This is a genomic window from Vreelandella boliviensis LC1 (assembly GCF_000236035.1).
Classification (GTDB): domain Bacteria; phylum Pseudomonadota; class Gammaproteobacteria; order Pseudomonadales; family Halomonadaceae; genus Vreelandella; species Vreelandella boliviensis.
In genome coordinates, this window is the sequence record NZ_JH393257.1 from 714137 (window position 1) to 738378 (window position 24242).

The window sequence follows — 24242 nt, forward strand, 5'->3', positions numbered from 1 at the left end:
CGTCCGGGGCTTATCACAGTAGTCTACTCGTTGGCTCGCTTAAAGCTTAGCGGCGGCCGGTGCGGCTTCGCTCCCGTCTAGCTCCTCAGGTGAAGTGGACACCAGCGCAAACTCCTCCTCGGCGGTTTTCGCCACCAAATGATTTTTGCTGTACAAGAAGTAGTAGGCTGCCCCGGCGATAAATAGCACGATAGTGTAATTGAACGCGCGGGGATCAAAGGCGTACACCCCCGTGAGCGCCACCAACGCCAATACCAGCGCAATCGATGATGTCACCACGCCGCCAGGGGTTTTATAGGGACGCGGAAGATCAGGTTGTTTTACTCGCAGCATAATGTGGCTTAGCGCCATCAGCGCATAGGAAATGGTGGCACCTACAACGGCCATCCCCAACATCAGGTCACCTTCGCCACTAAGTGACACCAGAAAGCCAAATACGCCTGGCACGATTAGCGCCAAATAGGGCACCTTGCGCTCGCTGGTCAGCGACAGTTGCTTAGGCAGATAGCCTGCCCGGGAGAGCGCAAACACCAACCGACTGTAGCCATAAATGATCGAGAAGAAAGAGGCAATTAGCCCGGCTAAGCCCAGCACATTAACCAGCGTGGCCAGGGTAGGATTACCTGCTGCATTCAGCGCATCCACTAGCGGTACGCCGCTTTGACCAATCATCTCAGCGCCCGCGGCACCGGCCAGCAGCACCACCACTAACAAGGCGGTAAACAGCAAAAACAGCATCGCCCCGATAATGCCTTTGGGCATATCCCGCGCCGGGTCTTTGGCTTCTTCCGCCGCCAGCGGCACGCCTTCCACCGCCAGGAACAGCCACATGCCAAACGGCAGCGCCGCCCAAATCCCGTACCAGCCAAACGGCATAAAGGTACTCGCACCCGCCGCATCGGTAGGGGCAATATCAAACAGGTTGGCCGCGTCAAAACTACCGATCAGCGCCACCGCAGTGGCAATAATGGCGAACACCGCCAAGCCACTAATCACCATCATGACCTTAAGCGCTTCCCCCACGCCCGCCAAGTGGATGCCAATAAAGATGGCGTAAAACAGCAGATACACCAACGGGCCATTAATACCCAGTAATGACTCCACCGCGGCGCCGATAAAGATCACAATCGCCGCTGGGGCCAGGGCGTATTCGATCAATACTGCAAGCCCCGTCAGATAACCCCCGGCCGGTCCCATGGCCTGACGGGCAAAGCTGTAACCACCGCCCGCAGCGGGAATTGCCGCCGACATTTCCGCCAACGACAGCACCAGCGCTAAGTACATCACCGCCATCAAACAGGCGGCAATCGCAAAGCCGCCCCAGCCCGCTTCAGCGATGCCAAAGTTCCAACCGGCGAAGTCACCGGATATCACATAGGAAACCCCTAACCCCGCCAGCAACATCCAGCCTGCGGTGCCTTTACGCAGTTGGCGTTTTGCCAAATACGCTTTATCAACTGATGGTTGTGTCATCATTTTACCCTCATGGTGTGGAACGAAAGTGTCGTCAGCGGCGTGCTGTGCTATGGGCTGCTTACTGCGTTCCATATTGTTATTGGAGAATTGTTACGACGTTGTTGTTATAAGGCTGTTGCTATACGGCTGTTGCCGTGCACCAAGGTTGTTAATCAGCGACCAGAAAGTTGCGTATTGAACTGGGTGCGGCGTCCCCCTCCAGCACATCGTCTTCACTACGGTCTTTCAACTTAACCCCCGACACTTTGAGCTGACGGGCCTCTTTCAAGAGCAGAAAGAAGCGCCGCGCGGCCTCCTCAATCTGCAAACCTGCCGGACGCACGTTGGAAATACAGTTGCGTCGGTCATCTTTTAGTCCCGGTTGCGGCGCCCAGGTCATATACAGCCCCAGGCTATCCGGCGAGCTTAGCCCTGGCCGTTCGCCGATCATCACCAGCACGGCTTCAGCGTTCAGCAGCGCACCAATCTCATCGCCAATCGCCACTCGGCCCTGCTCAACAATGGTCAGCGGTGCTAGCTGCCAATCCGCAGCATCGCTGCCTAGCATCTGATACAGCGTGCTAAGAAACGGCGCGCTGTTCTGCTGCACAGCCAGCGCAGAGAGCCCATCGACAATCACCACCGCCAGGTCAAAGCGCTGCTGTGATGCGGCGGCTTGTTGAAGACATTCACGGGTTTCATCGTTGAGGCGGCGGCCATAGTCAGGCCGCTGCAGATACATGGCGCGGTCTTGGGCATGGCTATGCAAGCGTATGGGCGCCTCTGATAAATCCAGCGCTGCGGTTAACTCACTGGCAAGCGCGTCGACATCCAGCGGGGTGTGAACGGCGTCTTGAGCCTGGGCGTGGGCGAGCTGAAACGCCAGTAGCTTGCTGGTCGGCAGGCTGACACCCGCGCGCCCCAAGCCAATCCGTGCATCGGTAAAGGCGTTCAGCCGCTCCCAGGGGTTTTCGACGACAATGGGCGATGTTGGCTTATCAACCATGACGAGGCTCCTGAGGTAGATGGCGCAGGCTGTTGGCAAAAGCCGCGGGCAGTTGGTCGTTGAGCCGGTGGGTGCTGATATCCTGGAAAATCTGCATTTCTTCAAGCCAACACTCAAACTCCGGCGCCGCTTTTAGCCCCAACACGCGGCGCGCATAGAGGGCATCGTGAAAGGAGGTGGTCTGGTAATTGAGCATAATGTCGTCAGAACCGGGGATGCCCATGATGAAGTTGCAGCCCGCCACGCCGAGTAGCGTCAGCAGGTTATCCATATCGTTCTGGTCGGCCTCGGCGTGGTTGGTGTAGCAAACATCGCAGCCCATGGGCACACCCAGAAGCTTGCCGCAGAAGTGGTCTTCCAGCCCGGCGCGGGTGATCTCTTTGCCGTCGAACAGGTACTCGGGGCCGATAAAACCCACCACGGTATTCACCAGCAGCGGATTAAACTTGCGCGCCACCGCGTAGGCGCGGGCCTCGCAGGTTTGCTGGTCGAGCCCGTGATGAGCATCGGCGGAGAGCGAGCTGCCCTGGCCGGTTTCGAAATACATCACATTGCGCCCCACTGTACCGCGATTAAGCGACTGCGCCGCCGCTTCGGCTTCCGCCAGGGTGCTCAAATCAAAGCCAAAGCTGCGATTAGTAGCTTCGGTGCCACCAATCGATTGGAAAACCAGATCTACCGGGGCGCCCTGCTCGATCGCCTCCAGGGTATTCGTTACGTGGGTAAGCACGCAGGATTGGGTGGGAATTTGATACTTCTGAATCACCTCGTCCATCAGGCGCATCAGCTTGACGCTTTGGGCGACGTTATCGGTAGCGGGATTGATGCCGATTACCGCGTCGCCGCTGCCGTAGAGCAGCCCGTCGAGAATGCTGGCGGCAATGCCGGTGACATCGTCGGTGGGGTGATTGGGCTGGAGCCGTGTAGCGAGCCGCCCCGGCAGACCGATGGTGTTACGAAACGCCGTGGTGACCCGGCACTTCTTGGCGACTAGAATCAGATCTTGGTTGCGCATCAGCTTGCTGACGGCGGCGGCCATTTCGGGGGTAATACCCGCTTTCACCTCCGCGAGCACCTCGCTGGTGGCGTGGTCGGAGAGCAGCCAGTTACGAAAATCGCCCACGGTCAGATGGCTGATCGGCGCGAAAGCGTCGGCGTTGTGGTCATCGATAATCAGCCGGGTGATCTCGTCGTCTTCATAGGGGATCAAGGCTTCGTTCAAAAAGGTGGTGAGTGGCAGCTCGGCCAACACCATTTGAGCCACCACGCGCTGTTCGGCACTCTCCGCCATTACCCCGGCCAAGCGGTCGCCCGAACGTGGCGGCGTGGCTTTGGCCATCAGCTCGGCCAGGCTTGCGAAGCAATAGCTGCGGCTGCCCACCGTGGTGTGATAAGTCTGCGCCATGGCGTTTTCCTTTTTATATGACAGCTGCTTTTAGTCGCGCTGACTGCTCGTTGAGGTATAAAACTTGCTTGTATCTACCATAGCGTTATCAATAGATAGCGAGTATCGAGTTTTGGCAAACCTGCTATCATTTTGTTAATACCAATAAACACAAAGCACTAAGGCGCCAACCAAGTAAAAAACAGTTTTTATAGCGCCAGGAGAAGACCCCCGTGACCCTACTCGACAGCGCGCTTGCACCAAAAAAGCGCACGCAAGAGGCGTTTGATGCCGATGAGCATGCACAAAACCTGACGCGCTGGCAGCAACAATACGATCAGCTCAGCCCTGGCTGCTTTTACGGGCGGTTGGATGAAATCGAGCTGCCCGCCATGCAGGCGTTTAAGGAGCATACCGGGCAGGCGCTGCGCCAGGACTGCCGAGTGTGGGCGGATTCACTGTGGCTGGGCATTCCCACGCGGGCACTTGGTTCACGGATCAACGGGCAGGCGTTAGACGAGCATGAGGTGATGTGCCGACCCGGCGGGCACGATTTTGAACTGGTTACCCCAGAGGCTTTCAATATTTATGGGCTGGTGATCCGCCTGCCGATACTACAGGCGGCCGCTCGGCAGCAGGGGGTCGTGCTAGATAAGGAGTGGCGCTGCTCACCACGACGCAGCATCACCCCGGAGACGCTGCGTGCCGTGGCGTTTTTACTTGAACGCCTGCTCTCTCATCAACAGGACGCCATTGCCGAGAAGGTGCATCAAGATATTCTGCTGACGGGACTGCTCGAGCTACTCAAAACCAACCAAAAAAGCCATGCATTGCCGCCCAGTTACGCCCATCGCAAAGCAGTGGTGGACCGCGTTAAGCGCTATGTTGATGAACACTTGGATGGACCGGTGACCATGGAGGAGCTTTGCCAGCTAACCCATGTGAGCCGCCGCACCCTGCAGTATAGCTTTACGACTATTTTAGGCATAAGCCCACTGCAGTTTTTACGCCTAACGCGGCTGAATCGCGTGCGTCGGGCGCTAAGGGCAGCGTCACCGGAGCAGTCGGTCACCGACATTGCCACCTATTGGGGGTTCTGGCATCTGGGCCAGTTCGCCCACGACTATAAGCAGCAGTTTGGGGAGTCTCCTTCACAGACGCTGCATGCAAAAGCGTTTTGGGCTAAATGAACCAACACCAACAGCAGGCTATATTAAACGCGAGCAAGCTTAATTAAACGTAGGCAAGTGTTTAGATTCACGCCCCGGCAGACCATAGTCAAACCAACTGCGGTGAGCCTTGCTGTCGTCCCAAATGTGATAGTGCAGTTGCGACATCATCACCGGGTCATCCAGAAAATCCAACCGCTCCAATCGACTCATCCCCGCTGGCCCCATCAATACGGCGCGAGAAACCCGCTCGGCTCGACGTTGGCGTAGTAGCTCGGCATCGGTGTGACGTAATGTGCCTAATGCAGTGGCCAACGCGTTCGGCACGGGATCTACCACCACTTGGACAAAAGACGGTGCCGACATACCTGTGTTCATGCGGGTAAGCAAGTTCACCATGCGCCGCAATACCCGTGGTGGTTGCGTCTCTTCGGGAATCCGGAACAGCCGCTTTTGAAAACTGAGCCGCCCTAGCGAGACACGGCTCGACAGTGCCGATACCGGAATGGATAACATTAAAGAAACGACAATCGGCGACAACCACCAAAGAAATGTCGGTTCCATAACGTAAACCCCCGCTGCCCACACAGCCCCTATTAGGGTTTGGGTCCAATGGGCGCTGATTGCATCCCTCCACGTGGTGTCGCTATTTTCCCGGGACGGTGAGCTCCACTGAACCGCCCACCCCATCATGGAGGTCAGTACAAACCGGGTGTGAAACAGCATTCTTACCGGCGCTAATAGCATCGAGAATAGCGACTCAAGCACCATGCTCGTCAATACCTTGAGCGGCCCCCCAAATTGACGGCTACCCTGTATCCACACCAGTACTACGCTTAGTATCTTAGGCAAGAACAGCAGCAGCGCCGTCACACCGAACAGTCCCACCGCTAGCATTGGATTCCATTGTGGCCAAACAGGGAACATCATCCCCGGCTCGGGAAAGTAGTCGGGCGTGCTAAAGGTATGAACGGCTAAAAGGGCAGTCGAAAGAACTAAGAACAGACACCATAGCGGCGCAGAAAGATAAGACATCAAACCGGTCAAAAACACGGCACGGTGTACAGGATGAATGCCTTGCGAAAAAAATAGCCGGAAGTTCATCAAATTGCCATGACACCAGCGCCGGTCGCGATTGAGCTCATCGAGCAGATTAGGCGGCATCTCTTCGTAGCTGCCTTCCAGCTTGTAGGCAATCCATACCCCCCAACCGGCGCGCCGCATCAGCGCCGCCTCAACAAAGTCATGGGATAAAATCTCGCCCGACATTGAGCCTTTACCGGGTAGCGGCGCGAGTATGCAATGCTGCATAAATGGGGCTAAGCGAATGATCGCGTTATGGCCCCAATAATGCGACTCGCCTAACTGCCAAAAATGTAGCCCAGCGGTAAACAACGGTCCGTAAACCCGCGTCGCAAACTGTTGCATCCGAGCGTACAAATTGAGGCGTCCGGAAGCCCGTGGCGCCGTTTGGATAATACCAACCTCAGAACGAGCCTCCATCATTTGTACTAGCCGGGTAAGGCATTTGCCACTCATGACGCTATCGGCATCCAATACCAACATATAGCGATAGAGCGCTCCCCAACGCCGGCAAAAATCGTCAAGGTTACCGCTTTTGCGTTTGACCCGGCGCTGACGACGGCGATAGAAGACCTGTCCAAACGCCCCCAGGTCTCGGCACATTCCCAGCCAGGCATAGGTTTCCTGAATGGCAATATCAGGATCGGACGTATCGCTCAGAATAAAGATGTCAAAATGATGATCATTACCCGTGCTGCGTAAGGACTCTAAGGTAGCGCGCACCCCGGCAAACACCCTTGCAACGTCCTCATTACAGATTGGCACCAGTAGCGCTGTCCGCGCCTCACTATCAATTGGTTCGTCGCCCACCTCGCTATCAATGGCATAGCGATCATGACGTCGTAAGAGTTGGAAGAACCCCATCAACGCGGTCCAAAACCCAGCGGATACCCAGGCGAACAGCAGCACAAACAACGCTAGAATAGCGATTTCAAGCCACTGTAAGCCTTGACCGGGGAGTACGGTACGCATCTGATTGGCGGCGATGATACTTTGACCGAAAATCAGCACCAACAAAACCCAACGACGCCTGGAGGCGACCCACTTCCAAGACGCGGAGGGTGACGCTCTTTTACGGCGACGAACATCACCGTTAACCCAGCGCTTGAAACGTCGACCTACATTTACGAAAGGGTTGGTCGACCACTTCTGGGGTGCCAGCGGCGTTCGTTTCATCGCTGGCGCAGTGCGCAGTCGCGTAATGCCAGCAGCGTCCGTTGTCAGCACCTCTGGCGGCGCTAACGGCGGCTCTGCATAGGCAAGCGCCAAGCGCCGCCCTACCGACAATGCCGCCGGATCGTCACTGCCATCATCCTGATCATCACTATTCTCACCCAGTGCAGCGTGCAGTGAAGCCATTTCGTATTTATCAAGATCACCGACCAGTAACGTGTAGCGCTCCTTACGATCCTGGGTCTCCAACGCCAACCGTTCTAAATAAAGATCCGTTGGTGTTGCCTTTGAGCACGGCATTATTTCAACCATTAGCGGGCAGCCTATAGTACCAAGTCTCGGATACTTGATTGCCATCAAGCATTAGTTTGGCCCTGATATCCAAAGGCTGATTGCCGTTATTGCGCTTCACGTTGACAAACACACGCCAGCCGCCGGTCGCCGGATTATGCACAACCCGGGTATTGGCTAATTCGCCATTATCGCCCACGCTTGCCTCAACGCTCATGTTTGCATCGTTGCCGATACCAGCAAGTGAGGGCCCGACAAAATCAAGGACGAAAGCGAGCGTGCCGTCGGGCTCACGCACTAGGTCATCACGAATCACCTCACCCCGTGAGCGACGTGTCTCCTCAACCCACGCAAGCTGAGGATCAAGATGACGGCTTTCATTGGCGGTGAACGTAATGCGGTAATCAAACGCCAGCGGCGCTCCCGGCTGATGCGTCTCATCAGCCAGCCACATCGATACGATGTTATCGTTGGCCTCGTTGTTGGTTGGAATCTGAATCAACTCAACGCTACCGGCCCCCCATTCGTTGACAGGCTCAATCCAGGCGCTTGGGCGCAGATCATAACGTGCGTCAAGATCCTGATAATCACTAAAGTTGTGACCACGTTGCATCAGACCATAACCGCGCAACTGAGGTGTTGCATGTCGATTCATCATCAATCTGGCCGGATTGGAGAGCGGGCGCCACAGCCAGCCATTCTGCGCATCATCGATTAATAGGCCATTAGAGTCATGGATGGCTGGAATATAGTGTTGTGTCGATGAAGGCTGCTCCGGGCCGTAGAGATACATGCTGGTTAGCGGAGCTATGCCCAGCTTTTCGACTGCCCGGCGCAAATATAACCGCGACTGTACATCTACCAAGGTTCCTTCACCGGGGCGTAGCACGAAGCGGTAGGCTCCGGTAACGCTAGGCGAGTCAAGCAGGGCGAAAATCGTCAAGTACTGGCTTTCTGGATTTGGCTCAACGATCCACATTTCTGTAAAGCGCGGGAACTCTTCGCCCGAGGGCAACCCGGTATCAACGGCCAGCCCGCGCCCTGAAAGACCATAAACTTGCCCTCTGCCGACAGCGCGAAAATAGCTTGCCCCGAGAAACACCATCACCTCATTGGGATCATCACCGTTGAGAGCGTAATTGATCTTGACGCCAGCAATACCCAGACCATCGCTATGCTTAACGTCGTCGGAGATGTTTAAATCGCCGTAAGTATAGTCATCTGGGTTGTAAGCAAAGCCATGAACCTCGCCCTCCTGATCAATACTGTTGAGTTGGATGGCACTGTCGTAATGCATCCCTTCATGGATAAAGCTCAGTGTGAAAGGTGCGTCATTACCACTCCACACGTCGCGATCTCGCTTGTACTGTATTTGCGCATATTCTGCATTGCTGAGTTCGCGCAGCACATCTGGCAACGACGTTTCTGGAGCGCGGTAGCCCTGCTGGGCTAGTTCCTCTGCTTTTATAGCGACATCATCGAAGCCAAACGCAAAAGCCTCAAGAGGGATGCCACCAACCAGTAACCCACCTAGAACGGCTGCTGAAAAAATACCTTTGCAGCTTGAAAATTTACTTTGCGGGGCCGATCCATTCATTTAGCGTAATCCTCCGGTACAATCCTTTGACTGAATTCAAATTCGCTTATTTGCCGAATCGACATACGATAGAGTCCATTCGATCAGCTAAATGCGTCCTTCTGCTATTGCTCGCCATCGCTAAGACACACACCATGTGGGCATATGAAGATGAAATTACATTTTAGGTATAGCATGAGTGTAGACTACTTGGCACCCTGACTGTCCGGGCATTTTGGAAGGGATGAGGAAAAAATTAGAACTTGCTCAATATGTTGAGCAGTGAGGATGGGCGATCTATTAAGCTAGCGGTCTACCGGTTTAAGCCTTTCTCCTGAAAGCTACTATAAACTCAGTCGCCGTGTAGGCATGCAGAAACTTTCATGGCTTATCTGCCTAGGCTAAATGAGCCAGCGTTGGGCAAACTGTTCGGCTGCCAGTGGCCGATCGAAATAGTAGCCTTGCCCCTGAGCACAACCCATTGCAAGCAATGCGTTGATTTGTTTTTGGTTCTCAATACCTTCTGCAATGGTCTCAAGTCCCAGCGTATTCGCCATGACAATAATCGTCGCCACAATGACACGGTCGTTGTCGCTGGTGAGCATATCGCGGACAAAGGAAATATCGATTTTAATTTTATCAGCGGCGAAACGCTTTAGGTAGGCAAGCGATGAATAACCGGTGCCAAAATCATCAATGGAAAGCCCTAACCCGTTGCTCTTTAAAACTTCGGTCATGGCGATCGCCTTTTCAGGATTCTCCATGATGCCGCTTTCGGTAATTTCCAGGCTAAGTTGTGACGCCTCAACACCGAAGTAGGCACAGCGATTGAGCACGTTGGCTGCCAAGTCGTCCTCTTCAAACTGCTGGGCGGCAATATTAATTGCCAACTGACCAGGCATGGAGTGCCCCTGCTCTCGCCATGCGGCAAGCTGCCTGCAGGCTTCTTCAATCACCCAGTTACCGAGCGCGACAATCATGCCGCGCTCTTCGGCAATAGGAATAAATTTACCCGGCGGAACGTCGCCCAGCTCCTCATCGTGCCACCGGCACAGCGCCTCAGCTCCAATCAACAGGCCGCTGTGCAAATCCACCTGAGGCTGAAAGTGTAGGCTCAGCTGTTTTTCTGAAATGGCAGACGCCAGACGTTTGGCAATATGCAGCTGTTCGGCCACAACGCGCTCCATCCAGTGCTCAAACACACATACGGGAAGCTTTTGCCGTTTAGCTTGATACATGGCAATGTCGGCGTGTTTCAACAGCTCTAATGGCGTTGCCGCATGCTGAGGATAAAGCGCTAGACCTATTCCCACGGAGAGTTCGAAGGAGTGTTGCCCAACAATAAACGGAAGCGCTATGCTGTCACACAGTTGCTGAGCGATGGCTATCGCGCTGTTTGCCTCAACACCAGGGCAAACCACCACAAACTCATCGCCGCCTAACCGTGCTAAGTACTGTCCCTTAGTTAACGACGCTGCAAAGCGTTTGGCAACGGCCTTAAGGACTAAATCACCCAGGTCGTGCCCAGCAGTGTCGTTGATCTCTTTGAAATGATTAAGATCCAGTAGCAATAGCGCCAGTTTAGTGGTCTGCGTATCGGCGACCACTCTCTCTAAGTGGCGCATAAAGGCAGCACGATTGGGCAATTGCGTGCCGGGATCACAAAAAGCCAGTTGGCGTATGCGTACTTCGTCTTGTTGGCGCTCAAGCTCCGAGGCTGCCCGGGCGGCAAATATCTGCAATACATTGCGCACAACATCCACATCGGCCAGCGGCTTTTTAAACATTACGCCAATAAGCCCCATCGGCTGACCATGGCTATTATCTAGCCGCCGCCCAACATAGCCATTCACCCAAGAAAGTGCACCGTTACTTTCAGCAGGCAACACAATGGCGGCGCCCTCATGAACGATACACTCCTGTTCCATCATCACCTTGTGGCAGGGAACACCGGGGAGGTAGTAGGCAAAATTGCTCAGGACCTGACCATTTACATACAACGTTATGGTATGAGCGATATCAGAATCTTGCTCATCCAGCAGTGCAATAAATCCTACTTCGGCGGTTAACGCCTCAGCCATATGGGCGGTCAGTTGATGCAGAAATGCTTCACCATTTTCAGCCGAAACAGCGGTCGCCACGCTAACAACCGCGTGTTGGAAGCGTTGCTGCTCATTAATGGTATTGATCAAGGCTGTATTGTGTCGACCAATGCGTTGCAGTGCCCGCTGATTATGTAGCAGACGTTCGCGCGTTTGGCCTTCCGCTAACTGACGCGCCAACTCTGCGCCAGCCAACGCCGCAGCGATACTTAACACTTCATCGGTATACGGTGGAAGTCCCAAAGCAGAGGAGTGCATTAGCGCAATAACGCCCAAACAGCCGCCACCAGGCGCTGCGATGGCGACACCCAAATACCCCTCCGCTTTCAGGGCGGCCAAGCGTTGATCATCCGGGAACTGCTGACGAACGTGAGAGGATACATACAGTCGTGAGTGACCAGCGACCTGTTGGCATGGCGTACCTTGTAGCAAATACGGAGCCGTCTCAATGAACTCGCCCTGAGACCACACCGCCAGCGTGGTCGCAATGCCCTGGCGGCTATCGACATGTTCAACAACGGCATGATTAACTCCAAGGATATCCGCCAAGGATCTCACAAGGTGTTGAAAAAAGCCCTCTTCACTGAAGTTGGACAGCTTATCCGCCCACTGTCGAAAAATCTCTGGTACAGACGTAGGGAGCATGTTATCAAGCGCCTTCGAAATTACACATCAAGCTTCTCTCCCGCTCGTCCTGAACAGTATTTTTGAAAAAAACACGCCCGTCCGCCGCATAAACGTTTTTCGGTAGCCGATCAAACACCTGAAACTCATAAAAGAAAAAACTATTCAATACTCAACAACCTTTCCTCTAAAACTTTTTAAATAATTTCAAAAATCACTCACAGAAACTCAAATGTTAATATTAAAAACATAATTGTCTCGTGCATTTCTCAAGCTGCGCTCAGCTATTTACTTCATAGCTACAGAATTTTTCATCTCCGCACTTAGGCTTTTTTATGTTTTTTAAATGCGCAATTAAATTACCACCACTCCTCCATTATATATTTCAGGCAGTAACTAAATGAAACAAAAAGTAACCAACAGCATCCAAATCAACCTTAGAGGATGATATTCAACCTAAACAGTCCTTCATGTCAATAGGTCGTTCCTCAACCATCTAGGTCTAATGGAGGGCATTGTGAATAAAACAGAACAGAAACGGCTGGCGGGCAGTATTGGCCGCGCCATTGCCAAACAGCGGGTTCGCAGTCAATTGACCCAAGAAGAAGTTGCTGAGCGCTTAGGTGTTGGTAATGAAGCCGTTTCGCGCATTGAGCGCGGGCGGGTGATCCCCAACATTGTGCGTCTAATAGAGCTTGCTGAAATTTTCAACTGCGAAGCAGCGGAGTTGTTTGGGCAAGCAAGTTTTCATATCGATGATCAAACAAGCAGAATGAAACAGCTTTTAGAACCTTTAAATCAAAATGATCGCATACTAGTTATCGATATTGTTGAAAATTTAACTAAGCGCCTACGAAAATGCTAATAATGCATAACGATAAGGGATCTCTTTTGCAATTATAAAACCAATCAAAAATCGCTAAAAATAATCAGTTAAAGAATCACGATAATGTTTACTATTTTAAAAATCTCACGCAGCGAATAAAATATGATTAATAGCATTAGTTTTACAAAAAATAATTTTATATAATCAGCTGTACAACAAGAACATGCTCTATTGGTTGAATTATTACTTTCATGCTATAGGTAGTCTGATGTAGATAGTCGACACCCGCCGTTCAGCAATCGCAGCGTTGCGCTGCAAAGAGGCGTTATGCTAAATACCACTGAGTGGAATCGCCTACGCTACACCATTTACGCACCTTTCTACGATGCAGTAGCTACCCGTGCGTTTCGCAGGCCGCGGCGTATTGCGCTTGGCCAAGTGGATTGGGAGCCCGGTATGCGGGTGCTGCTGGTAGGCGCCGGAACGGGGTTAGACCTGCCTTTTCTTCCTCATGATATCGAATTGCACGCCACCGATATCGCTCCGGCCATGGTGAAGCGCACGGCCAAAAGGGCCGAGGCGCTGCGCCGCGATGTTGAGTGTGTTGTGATGGATGCAGAGGCGCTCAGCTACCCCGACGAGCACTTTGATGCCGTCGTCATGCATTTGATTATTGCGGTAATGCCTGACCCCCAGCAAGGGCTTGCCGAGGCATACCGTGTGCTAAAACCCGGCGGGCAGCTGTGTGTGATGGATAAGTTTCAGCCGGATGAACAGCCGTCAGGGCCGGGGCGGCGTCTACTGAACCAGCTAACATCAGCGCTCGCAACCGATATTACTCGCCAAGCGCAGCCACTGCTCACCGAGGCTGGATTCCAGATTCGACACGACGAACCGGTGCTGATGGATGGGCTATTCCGTGCACTGCTAGCCTACAAAGATGCGCCTTCTAAACGTTAATCGTGTGACTTTTTACCGCTGCGTGAAGGCTAGCGATCGTTAAGTAAACTATCTAAGCTGTCTCACTACTTTCCCGATACCACTCGGATTCAGCGAATGACAGCCCGTTCCCCTACCCGCACTAGTAAACTGCTTTTTGCCCTGCTTAGCCGCCTGCACTTATATACGGGCCTCTTCATCGGCCCTTTTATTCTTATCGCGGCGTTATCCGGCATTGCCTACTTACTCAGCCCGCCACTTGAAGAGTGGTTCTACCATGACACCCTATATGGCGTCACTCAGGGCGAGCCTCAACCGCTTGCCGAACAGATCGCTGCTGGGCAGCGCTATCTAGGCGTTCCAACCTTACCCAGCGCAGTACGCCCTGCACCAGAACACGGCGACACCACCCGACTGATGTTTAGTGAGCTAGGTCTCGGCCCTTCAGAACATCGCGCATTGTTTGTTGATCCGATTTCGCTCGCAGTGACTGGTGATACAACGGTTTACGGCACCAGCGGAATACTTCCGCTACGCACAGCAATTGATCACTTTCATCGCCAGCTGTTAATGGGTGATATAGGCCGTCTATATAGTGAACTGGCTGCCTCTTGGCTCTGGGTTGCCGCGCTGGGTGGCCTCATGCTGTGGGTTTGGCAACGCCGCACGCTAAAAGCGCGCTCGGGGCCCCAGGCAACCCGCCGACGCCACGCAACGCTTGGTTGGGTCTTATCCCTCGGGCTGCTGTTCTTTTCCGCCACGGGGCTGACCTGGTCACAGTGGGCAGGAGGCAATATTGCCGAGCTACGCCACGCCTGGGGCTGGAGTACGCCAAGCGCCTCAACAGCGCTGATCGATACCGATACCCAACCACACGATGAACATGCGGAACATCGCGGCCACATGGCCATGGTCTCCGCAGCCATCGCATTAGATGACTTTGATCGGGCGCTGAGCGCTGCGCGTCAAGCGGGTCTCAGCGCTGCGCGACTTCAGCTAACGCCCCCGAGCGGCCCTCAACAAGCATGGCGGGTAGCCGAAATTGACCGCCAGTGGCCTACCCAAGTCGACCAAGTAGCACTGCATCCGCACAGCATGGCAGTGACCGATCAAACCGACTTCGCCACCTTTCCACTAGCCGCCAAACTCACCCGCTGGGGGATTGATCTGCATATGGGCGTGCTGTTTGGCTTCGTAAATCAAGTCGTGCTGGCGCTGATCGCCACAGGGCTTGTGACATTGATAATATGGGGCTATTTGATGGCATGGCGACGGCTGCGCACGCTAAGTGGTCAGCGCTTTCCCACGGTAACTGAGCCCTGGCTATTGCTGCCGATTACCGCCAAGCTAGGCGTAGTGCTTGTCGCGATCACGTTGGGCGTGGCGCTGCCTGTATTGGGCGTCAGCTTAGCGGTTTTTATCGTGATGGATGCGCTGCGCTGGTATGTTAAACAACGCATCAGCGCACATCGCCAACCCACTGAAACGAGGTGAGAGATGCCAAAAGCCCCCGTTAAACGCTTTCGCCGTTTACCCGACGACGAACAATCGCGCGTTATCGAAATGGCCTGGGAAGACCGCACGCCGTTTGAAGCGATCGAAACGCTGTTTGGGCTTGCCGAGCCCGATGTGATTGAGGTGATGCGCCACCAGCTTAAACCCGCCTCGTTTCGTTTCGTTTATGGCGCAAGCGTGTCACCGGCCGCGCTACCAAACATAGCGCATTGCGTTCACCTGATGTGCTAAGGGGCTACTGCCCGACGCAGTATAAGCGCTGAGACCCATTAGCAGATACGAAACGGATCCGCCCCCTCCAAAACAGCCCTTTCTCTAAACACCTGCATTGTTATATTATCACATAACATAGACCCGTTTAGAGGTGACCTAGCAATGACCGCATTTTCTCCCCTACCCGTGACAGTGCTTTCGGGTTTTCTTGGTGCCGGTAAAACCACCGTGCTCAATCATATTCTTGCCAATCGTGAAGGTCGTCGCGTAGCGGTAATCGTTAACGATATGAGCGAGGTGAATATCGACGGCGCGCTAGTGCGCGGTGGCCCTGGTGAGTCGACGCTGGATGGTGACGTTGCACTGAACCGTAGCGAAGAGCGTTTGGTAGAGATGAGCAATGGCTGCATCTGCTGCACCTTGCGCGAAGACTTACTGGAAGAAGTCAGCCAACTGGCAAGAGAAGGCAAGTTCGATTACTTAGTCATTGAGTCCACCGGGATTTCCGAGCCACTGCCGGTCGCAGAAACTTTTACCTTTGAAGATGAAAGCGGCCAGAGTCTTTCTCATGTGGCACGGCTGGATACGCTGGTCACGGTGGTGGATGGTGCCAACTTTCTAGAACAGTACCGCGAAGCGCAAAGCCTCGCCGAAGCAGGCGAAAGTCTGGGTGAAGACGATGAGCGCAATGTCGCCGATCTGTTAGTAGATCAAATCGAGTTTTGCGATGTGCTTCTGATCAGCAAAACTGACCTGATTGATGCAAAAGAGTTGGAGGCGTTGAAGGCTATCCTGCACTCGCTGAACCCCGACGCGGAGCTGGTGCCGATCACCCAAGGCGGCGTGCCGTTGGATAAAGTGCTGGATACCGGTAAGTTCAATTTCGAGCGCGCCCAACTGGCACCGGGCTGGCTAAAAGAGATGCGCGGCGAGCATGTGCCCGAGACCGAAGAGTACGGGATTGGCAGCTTTGCTTATCATGCCCGTCGCCCCTTCCATCCGCAAAAATTCCACGACCTGTTGAACCAGGAGTGGTTTGGTAAGGGCCTGTTGCGCTCGAAAGGCTTTTTCTGGCTGGCCACTCGCCCTCAAGCCGCAGGTCAGTGGAGCCAGGCAGGCGGTATCGCCCACCACGGCCCAGCCGGGGTATTCTGGAAAGCCATTCCCGAAGAACGTTGGCCAACTGACCCCGAAACACGTCAGTTTATTATGGAGAAGTGGCAGGAGCCGTTTGGTGATATGCGCCAGGAGCTGGTATTTATCGGTCAGAACCTGGATCAAGCCAAAATGCGCGAAGCACTGGACGATTGCCTATTGAGCGAAGGCGAGCTTCTGGAAGGGATTGAGGCGTGGAAACAACTGCCCGACCCCTTCCCTGCTTGGGAGTAACCTAACCGGCTACTCATCCCCCACGGCCCAGTGCTGCTGCATTTGCAGGAAGGTGAGCGACGCCGACCAGGTAATCAGCATAAATCCGATCAAACCTTCGGCACTTAACAGCAACCGCATACCGCCCTCTGGCGTTAGATCCCCAAAGCCGAGGGTGGTATAGCTTATGGCCGACATATAAAGATAATCCCACAGTGCCACCGCTTCACTGCCCGAAATCTGTCCCGTTTCGGGCAAAGCTTGTAAGCTAACTAACGCCAGAGCAAAGATACATATTTCAATCAGGTGGGCAACAAACAACGCTAAAAACAGCACTAAAAAGCGGCCCCGTAACGCAAGCTGCCAATACTCCAATTTACGGCTAATGCGTACCGCCACTTCAAAATGCACCAGCACGCTGGTGATAACAGCGGCGACCGTCATCAGCAGCACCGCTACCGTTCCGCTAAACATTACAACTCCTTGAATAAGCATCCTTGTAAGAGCTTAAGCGTAGCCAATAATTCGCCTGGCGTGTCGGTGCGCGCTTTTCAGCTTGCCAAATGCCTCATTGTCCACTCACGCACCTCGGTGTAGGCGCGCTGCTCAAAGACTGCAAAGCCGTTCAGGCTGCGGGCTTTGAGCAGGGTGAAGATCGGCATGGTTAAGCCACACAGAAAATGCGCCAGCCGCTGGGCGTTAGGCGGCTGGCCGACCTGCTCAATATGGCGTTCAATCAGCGGCGTGGCATAACGTTGAAAATCAGCTTCCGATAACGCGGGTTGTGGGGGCGCATCCGGCAGCCGTACAGGATGTCCGTAACATACCGAGCAGTGTCCGCAGCGGCCCTGCACGGGGTCGAGCGGCGCACCAAAGGTGCTATTACCAAAAGTGCGATCGCCAAAGTGCTCCGCTAAACGCCGGGTGATACAGCTTTCCGATTCAAACAGCGCCAGCATGGCCTGTAATCGCTCAATCTCGATGCGCTCTCTTGTCAGGCAGTCGTCATAGAGCTGACTCGCCAGCGTCTCAATGGCAAAATTAGGCTGACACACCTCGTAAACGTCGGTCATCCGTTTGCCTTCCAGGGTCAGCCAGCCTTTGTCCTGAAAGTACTCCAGAGCAGTGATCACTCGGGCGCGGGAAGTATCGACCTGCTGCGCCAGCCCTGCCTGGTGTAGGCGGTCAAAATCCACCGAGCCCCAGGTGCGTGCAATGGGAATATTATCGACTAATAGCCGCACAAAGGCCGCCCGTTCGCCTTCAAAACGATTTACCAACTCACTCGGCTCAATGTGGTAGCGCAGCCGGTACTCTGCTAGAAATGCAAAGCGCGGCGCGATAATGCCGTGCATCTCCAGCCGCACCAACAGCGTTTTTAGCGGCAGCGGGCGGATATTGGTATCACGGGAAAGCGTATTGAGCAGCACCTCCCACTGGCGATCTGGCGCTTGGCCTGCTGCAGCAATCTCTTCCAACAGGCGGTAGATACCCGCGTATTCGGGAGTGTCGCCGTAAACGAAGTTTTCCAACACCCGCAGGCCATCGCGCCCGGCCATGGTCAGGCAGGTGGAAGGCAGCCCGTCGCGCCCCGCCCGACCAATCTCCTGGCTGTAGTTCTCGATGGATTTGGGCAGGTCATAGTGCACCACGTTGCGAATATCGCCCTTATCGATGCCCATACCAAAGGCAATAGTGGCCACGATGCAGGGCGACTCTCCGCCCATAAACTGGCGCTGGATCTCATCTCGCTGCTGGGAATCTAGCCCCGCATGGTACGCCTGGGCGGCAATACCCTGGACCGCTAGCGCTTTCGCCACCCGTTCGGCAGTTTGCTGAAGGGTGACGTAAATAATCGTGGGCGCTTCGCTACCCGGCTGCATCTGCGGCTTCAACCAGTTAATCAGTTGCTGCTGGCGGTCTTCCATGGCAGGCGCCACCAGTAACTCCAGATTCGAACGGTAAAAACCGGTGGTAATCACGTTATCCGCTGCGATGGCAAACTTCTCGCCCATATCGGCGATCACGGTCGGCGTTGCCGTGGCGGTGAGTAGCAGCACCTGGGGAATAGCGAAGTCGCGCTGGTAGTCCGGTAGCTTCAAATAATCGGGGCGGAAGTTATGCCCCCACTCTGAGAGGCAGTGGGCTTCATCCACCACTAAAAGCGATATTTGAACCTGGCGTAAAAAGTGCCGGAAGCGCTCGTTCTTGAGCCGCTCCACCGAGACCATCAATATTTTAAGCTCGCCGCTTTTGGCGCGCTCCATCACCTCACGGGTGGTGTCTCTGTCTTGGGTGGAGTCAATACTTGCAGCTGCTACGCCGTGGCGGGCCAAAAACGCGAGCTGATCTTGCATCAGCGCCAGCAGCGGCGATACCACCAGGGTTAAGTGCGGTAGGTGCAGCGCTGGAAGCTGGTAGCAAAGTGACTTCCCCGCGCCGGTGGCAAAAATTGCCGCCGTGGAGTGCCCGTCCAGCACCCTTTCAACCACCGCCTGCTGGCCGCCGCGAAAGTCGTCAAAACCAAATACGTCTTTCAGCGTTTGCTGAGGTGATATAGGGGGCATGAATACTCCTAACGACAATGGGCGGTGTCCAGCAAGTCTATTTTGATACAAACAGCAGAGGTAATTCCATAGCGGCCAAATTCGTTGCGAACCTCCTCACGCTTTTGTGTAGCATGTGGAGCTTCTATGACGTAGTGAATTATATTGCTGTGGAGATAAGATGTTCACAATTGCGCTTTTTTTTATTGCCAATGCGCTATTTTGTTTAGCATATATTGTTCGCGATATGGCGTGGCTACGCGCAATTACCATTTTGGCGGCATTATCCACGTTGCCGTATTTTTATTTTCAAACCACTCCGCTTTATGGTGCCATGTCCTGGCAAATCGCCTTTATCGCGATTAATACCGTCAACTTAACGGTGTTACTGCTCCAACGTCGCCCGATTAAGCTCACCCAGGAAGAGCAGTGGCTGCACGATACAACCTTTTCGCTGCTTAAACCTCGCCGCATGCGCCGCTTGTTACAGCAAGCGGAGCCCCATGAAACACCGTCAGGTGAGGCGCTAATCGAACAAGGTAAAGAGCTGCAAGCGCTTATCATTTTGCTTTCAGGCAGTGCCAGCGTTAAGGTTGATGGCATTGAACGCGCCACGCTTTCCCCAGGCGATTTTGCGGGTGAAATGAGCTTTATGACTGGTCGGTTAACCAGTGCTGATGTGATCGCAAACAAACCGGTGCGTTACTTAATGTGGCCATCCTCGGCTCTTGAGCGTCTTTACCAACGCGACCCTGAGATGAAAAGTGCGATACAAAGCATTATTGGGTTCGATATGGCGACTAAACTAGCGCGGTAAGAACCTAACGCGTCAATAGAAAAACAGCAAACGTGACGATATTCCGTGACGACATCTCAACCCAGTCATCTATCAGTGTTATATATCTAATCCGACAAAAATGGAGTGACAGCACCGTGAATGTCAATGTCCTTGGCGCTAGCGGAGGCCTAGAGTCTTCTCAAGGGACTAGCGCCTTTCTGCTGAACCCTTCCACATTGCTCGATGCGGGCACGGGTGTTAACCAACTCAGTAACGAACAGCTTGGAGGGCTGAAAAACATCCTGCTGACTCATGCCCATATCGATCATATTGCCAGCCTGCCACTGCTAATCGACAGCCTATTTGAAACGCTTGTATCTCGCCGCCAAGCCTTAACTGTTTACGCATTACCTGACGTTATCAAAGCTCTCCAATCCCACATTTTCAATCATGTTATTTGGCCTGACTTCGCCCAACTGCCCTCTCCAGAACAGCCTGTATTGCGTTATGTACCCATCACTCACTGGCATCCGTATACGTTTGATGCCACCGTCGCAGTGACTCCTTTTCCCGTTACCCATGGCGTCCCCGCCTGTGGTTATTGGATAAGTTGCCCGACAGGCACCGTCGGGTTTAGCGGCGATACCGGGCTTTCCGATATCACCATCCAATCGCTTAACCGGCTAGGCGCACTCGACACGTTGGTGATCGAGTGTGCCTTCCCCAACCATCTCGACCGCCTCGCCGAATCGGCTTACCACTTGACCCCACAGCGGCTCGCCAAACTATTTTACCGGGTGGCGACCCCCCCTAAAAAACTATTGATAACCCACCTGAAACCGCCGTATCGGTCAAAAATCATTCAACAGCTTCATGCCGCCCTTCCCACGACACAGCCATGGCAGGCGATCTGATAAAACCGCTTGAGGAATACGCCACAAGTGTAACGCTGAGTGGAAGCCATACCTTTTACCCACCCGTACACTGGTATCCGTATAAGTAGCAAGGAACTGGGTTAGCCTATGAGATTAATAACAGTGCGGCCTATTCGTCTTTACTGCCTGCTGAGTATCACACTTGGGCTGTTATTGACCACGCAAGCCCATGCCTATAAAGAAACGTTACAGAACGCTCACCAAATGCTAAAGCAAGGCGACGCCAAATCCGCCTATTCAAGCATGAAAGCCGTTGAGGTCGACCACAGCGGCGAGCCCGCATTTGACTACTGGCTGGGAGTGTTTGCACTGCGAGCTGAACACTTCTCCCACGCGCTGATTGCTCTGGACAGGGCATTGAAGACTGAGCCAGAGCACGCAGGCGCGAGAATGGAGCGCGTCGCCGCGCTACTGCAATTGGATCAGCGCCGCGCCGCTGAACAGGAAATCGAGCGTTTGGAACAGCTCTCCCCTCCGCCCATAGCACAAGCGGCCATTGGCCGCTTCAAAGAAGTCATCGAACAACGCCGCCGTGAAGACAACGACCCACAGCATAATCTGAACGTAGGTGTCGCTCTTGGCTACGACAGCAACCCCCAGCGCTACAGTAGTGATATCGCACTTGACCCTTTACCTACGTCACTACGCAGTGTGGTTGACCAACTAATCGATAGCGGTGTCTTGGAACCTGACGACCCCAATCAGCTTGACGACGTTACTTTTGCCAGCCGCTCAAGCCTCTATCACCGGCTGCAAGCCAATTACCGGGGGCGCTACCCAATTGACGAACGCTCACGCTGGCTGTTTGACGCCACTGCCCAGGCCCAGCGTTACTCCCAGGACAGCGCCGAAGAAATTGACCTTACGCTGTTACAGCTGGTGCCTGCCTACCAGCGCGAACTGAGCAATGGCCACACCTGGACACTGCAACCCAGTGTTTTACAAGGCTGGGGTGGTGCCGACCAGAACCCGCTTTTGACCCGCTGGGGCCTTAGCGGCCGCTACGCCTACACGGTAGGCACCGATAGCCAGCTGATCTGGCAGCTTAGCACCCAACACAACGACTTTGACAACGCGCTAAGCGATTACGACGCAGGCCGCCTGGGAGTTGAGCTTACGACCCCCTTGACTCACGCTAACCTGCGCTGGCGGGCGCAGTTAGGCCAGGAGTGGGCCCGTGGCACAGCCAACCAACAACGTGCGGGCGGTGACCTCAACCACTGGCAAGTGGGCATGGGCGTGGATGTACCCATTGGCGAGCGCCAACTCATACGCGGCGATGTGGATTACCGCGAACGTAACTACCAGGACAACGTTAACAACATCACCAGCCGCTACCAGCCTACCGCCCGCGAAGAGCAGATATGGGAAGCGCGCCTAAGCTGGCTCTACCAGCTCAATCGTCACTGGCTGGTAGAAACCTCGGCCCATTACGAACAGCGCAACGCCTCCATTGAATTTTACGATTCGACACGCCTTCAAACGCAGGTCGGCGTTCGCTACCTTTTTTAGGGAGGGCTTATGGCTCGTTTTACACAACACCCCATTGCCCGCTGGGTATCGCTCCACGCCACTGTTGGCAGCCTAATGATCCCCATGGCCGTATGGGCCAACACCCCCGCCGGGCAGGTGATGTTCGTTCACGGCAATGCCTCAATTGAGCGCGAGGGCGAACGTACCACCGCCGAACGCGGCGATGACATTTTTGCCGGCGACACCTTCCGAACGCAAAGCGCCAGTACGCTACAGATCCGCTACAGTGATGGCGGCACCAAAGCCATTCAGCCAGAAAGCACCTACACCCTGGAGAGCTACCAAAACAACACAGAGCACCCTGACACATCCGAACAGAGTGGCGAACTGCTGCGCGGCGGGTTACGCGCTGTGACGGGGTTGATTGGACGAAATGCACCCGCAAACGTCAGCTATAAAACGCCGGTGGCCACCATGGGCATTCGCGGCACCAGCTTTCAACTAGTTCACGTGCCAGAGGGCAAAACGCCTCCCTTGCCTGGCATGGCTACCGGCAGCTACTTATATGTCGAGAGCGGTATGCTCTCCATGAGCACCGATGCTGGCGAGCGTATTGTGCGCCCGGGGCAAGTCGTGTTTTCCGCCACTGCAGACGCTATCCCAGAGTTCCTCGCCGACGGCATAGCGATTTTTAAACAGTTGGAAGACCAGCGCCGCGAGCAAACTAGCCAAGACGACGAAAACCTAAGCACAGACACCACCCAGCAAGCTGGCAACAACACTACCGTTGCCAGTACCACTCTAGATACCGATAGCGATGCCACTGACGGCACGTTTTTCGACCGCATCGCGCTGGCACCGACCCCCAATGAACAACTTCAGCGCGAGCAAACCAACAACCTCACCCAAGAACAATCTACCCGTGCCCGCGCCTTTGCAGATAATTTAGAAGACGACGTCAACCAAGAATCTGAGCCCGAGCCGGAACCCGAATCTGAGCCAGACCTCGAACCTGAGCCGGTGCCCGAACCAGACCCCGAACCAGACCCCGAGCCGGAGCCGGAGCCCGAAGCCGAGGCTTGGATCGACTTCCCACCTACCGCTGAAAACAGCTTAACCACGCTTATCGGAAGTGACCTGTTAAATAGCTTTTACGAAGAAAATACGACGCCCACTAAACAAGGCAGCCAAAATGTAGCGGGTGGCGAAGTGGTATGGGGCTACTGGGACGCCGACACTCCCGACCCCTTCGCTCCAGAGGAACAGCCAATAGGGAGCAGTATCCCCTTTATTTCAGCATCGAATGCATTGGCCGATACGCTAAGCAACGAGCTAAGCAACCAAGCGCTCGATGCAATAAGCGGACAGCTAGCCGAGGGCGTGGCATTTAACTGGATAGGCGGTACCGGGCTGGTCAACCAAGCAGGCGACAATGTGATACCCATTCTTAGCGACAGCACCATCACACTCGTCAGTAGTGCCAGTGAAAGCAGCGTATTGGTTGATATAAGGCTGGAAGACTTTGGTCAGTTGGTTGGTGGGCTAAGCGCTGAAGAAGGCAGCGCAGCTTTCGAAACCTTCCCGATCGATACCATCGACCTCACCCACGAAAACTGTGACACCGACTGTTTTGATGGTTTGAACACCTTACAAGGCCGATACATTGGCGAAGATGCCGCTGCCATTATGAGCCTAATTGAGGCCGCAGGCAGTGATCTGGACAACTACAGCGGTACCGGACTATTCGGACGCGAGGAAATCGCCCCTTAATCCACTGACAAGACAC

The 24242-nt window shown here is 54.2% G+C and carries 17 protein-coding genes and 1 pseudogene; 10 read left to right on the forward strand and 8 right to left on the reverse strand.

Annotated elements, in window-relative coordinates; genetic code table 11:
- Positions 1-39: 39 nt before the first annotated feature.
- The 3 genes from eat to KUC_RS03080 all read right to left on the reverse strand — a co-directional run bounded on the left by eat (position 40) and on the right by KUC_RS03080 (position 3866).
- A complete protein-coding gene (eat, locus tag KUC_RS03070) occupies positions 40-1473 on the reverse strand; it encodes an ethanolamine permease (protein WP_040480170.1) in 1434 nt (477 codons plus the stop codon).
- Positions 1474-1624: 151 nt separating this feature from the next.
- The gene (eutC, locus tag KUC_RS03075) at positions 1625-2461 is read right to left on the reverse strand and encodes an ethanolamine ammonia-lyase subunit EutC (protein WP_007111630.1); all 837 of its coding nucleotides are present in this window, start codon (positions 2459-2461) and stop codon (positions 1625-1627) included.
- Positions 2454-3866 (reverse strand): ethanolamine ammonia-lyase subunit EutB, encoded by a 1413-nt coding sequence (locus KUC_RS03080; RefSeq protein WP_007111631.1) that lies wholly within the window; start codon positions 3864-3866, stop codon positions 2454-2456. Before KUC_RS03080 ends, eutC begins: the two co-directional genes overlap by 8 nt.
- 212 nt (positions 3867-4078) lie before the next feature.
- On the opposite strand from KUC_RS03080, the gene KUC_RS03085 reads away from it, so the two are divergent.
- Positions 4079-5035: a helix-turn-helix domain-containing protein gene (locus KUC_RS03085; protein ID WP_007111632.1), complete on the forward strand. Its 957-nt coding sequence runs from the start codon at positions 4079-4081 to the stop codon at positions 5033-5035.
- 39 nt (positions 5036-5074) lie between these two features.
- On the opposite strand, the gene mdoH is transcribed toward KUC_RS03085, so the two are convergent.
- The 3 genes from mdoH to KUC_RS03100 all read right to left on the reverse strand — a co-directional run bounded on the left by mdoH (position 5075) and on the right by KUC_RS03100 (position 11884).
- Positions 5075-7570: a glucans biosynthesis glucosyltransferase MdoH gene (mdoH, locus tag KUC_RS03090; protein WP_244264728.1), complete on the reverse strand. Its 2496-nt coding sequence runs from the start codon at positions 7568-7570 to the stop codon at positions 5075-5077.
- 4 nt (positions 7571-7574) lie between these two features.
- Positions 7575-9158 (reverse strand): glucan biosynthesis protein G, encoded by a 1584-nt coding sequence (locus KUC_RS03095; protein WP_007111634.1) that lies wholly within the window; start codon positions 9156-9158, stop codon positions 7575-7577.
- A 380-nt stretch (positions 9159-9538) separates the two neighbouring features.
- Positions 9539-11884, reverse strand: a complete 2346-nt coding sequence (locus tag KUC_RS03100; protein WP_040479382.1) for a putative bifunctional diguanylate cyclase/phosphodiesterase — start codon at positions 11882-11884, stop codon at positions 9539-9541.
- Between the two features lie 496 nt (positions 11885-12380).
- Between KUC_RS03100 and KUC_RS03105 the strand changes: the two genes are divergently transcribed.
- The 5 genes and pseudogenes from KUC_RS03105 (at position 12381) to zigA (ending at position 16745) form a co-directional block, all read left to right on the forward strand.
- The gene (locus KUC_RS03105) at positions 12381-12728 is read left to right on the forward strand and encodes a helix-turn-helix domain-containing protein (protein ID WP_040479385.1); all 348 of its coding nucleotides are present in this window, start codon (positions 12381-12383) and stop codon (positions 12726-12728) included.
- 288 nt (positions 12729-13016) lie between these two features.
- The gene (locus KUC_RS03110) at positions 13017-13649 is read left to right on the forward strand and encodes a class I SAM-dependent methyltransferase (protein WP_007111638.1); all 633 of its coding nucleotides are present in this window, start codon (positions 13017-13019) and stop codon (positions 13647-13649) included.
- Positions 13650-13745: 96 nt separating this feature from the next.
- The gene (locus KUC_RS03115) at positions 13746-15122 is read left to right on the forward strand and encodes a PepSY-associated TM helix domain-containing protein (protein ID WP_007111639.1); all 1377 of its coding nucleotides are present in this window, start codon (positions 13746-13748) and stop codon (positions 15120-15122) included.
- A gap of 3 nt (positions 15123-15125) precedes the next feature.
- A pseudogene (locus KUC_RS03120) lies at positions 15126-15406 on the forward strand (TIGR03643 family protein).
- Positions 15407-15518: 112 nt separating this feature from the next.
- Positions 15519-16745 carry a zinc metallochaperone GTPase ZigA gene (gene zigA / locus KUC_RS03125; RefSeq protein ID WP_040479390.1) on the forward strand — a complete coding sequence of 409 codons (1227 nt, stop codon included), beginning with the start codon at positions 15519-15521 and terminating at the stop codon, positions 16743-16745.
- Between the two features lie 9 nt (positions 16746-16754).
- Here the strand turns inward: zigA and KUC_RS03130 are convergent, their stop codons facing one another.
- Positions 16755-17198 carry an ion channel gene (locus KUC_RS03130; RefSeq protein WP_007111642.1) on the reverse strand — a complete coding sequence of 148 codons (444 nt, stop codon included), beginning with the start codon at positions 17196-17198 and terminating at the stop codon, positions 16755-16757.
- A 77-nt stretch (positions 17199-17275) separates the two neighbouring features.
- Positions 17276-19291 (reverse strand): RecQ family ATP-dependent DNA helicase, encoded by a 2016-nt coding sequence (locus KUC_RS03135; RefSeq protein WP_007111643.1) that lies wholly within the window; start codon positions 19289-19291, stop codon positions 17276-17278.
- A gap of 160 nt (positions 19292-19451) precedes the next feature.
- Here KUC_RS03135 and KUC_RS19030 point away from each other — a divergent pair, with 160 nt between their 5' ends.
- The 4 genes from KUC_RS19030 to KUC_RS19755 all read left to right on the forward strand — a co-directional run bounded on the left by KUC_RS19030 (position 19452) and on the right by KUC_RS19755 (position 24226).
- Positions 19452-20087, forward strand: a complete 636-nt coding sequence (locus KUC_RS19030) for a cyclic nucleotide-binding domain-containing protein (RefSeq protein ID WP_007111644.1) — start codon at positions 19452-19454, stop codon at positions 20085-20087.
- A 116-nt stretch (positions 20088-20203) separates the two neighbouring features.
- Positions 20204-20962: a 3',5'-cyclic-nucleotide phosphodiesterase gene (locus KUC_RS03145; protein WP_007111645.1), complete on the forward strand. Its 759-nt coding sequence runs from the start codon at positions 20204-20206 to the stop codon at positions 20960-20962.
- Positions 20963-21070: 108 nt separating this feature from the next.
- Positions 21071-22495, forward strand: a complete 1425-nt coding sequence (locus tag KUC_RS03150) for an outer membrane beta-barrel protein (RefSeq protein WP_141243389.1) — start codon at positions 21071-21073, stop codon at positions 22493-22495.
- Between the two features lie 9 nt (positions 22496-22504).
- A complete protein-coding gene (locus tag KUC_RS19755) occupies positions 22505-24226 on the forward strand; it encodes a FecR family protein (RefSeq protein ID WP_007111647.1) in 1722 nt (573 codons plus the stop codon).
- The last annotated feature ends 16 nt before the right edge of the window (positions 24227-24242 follow it).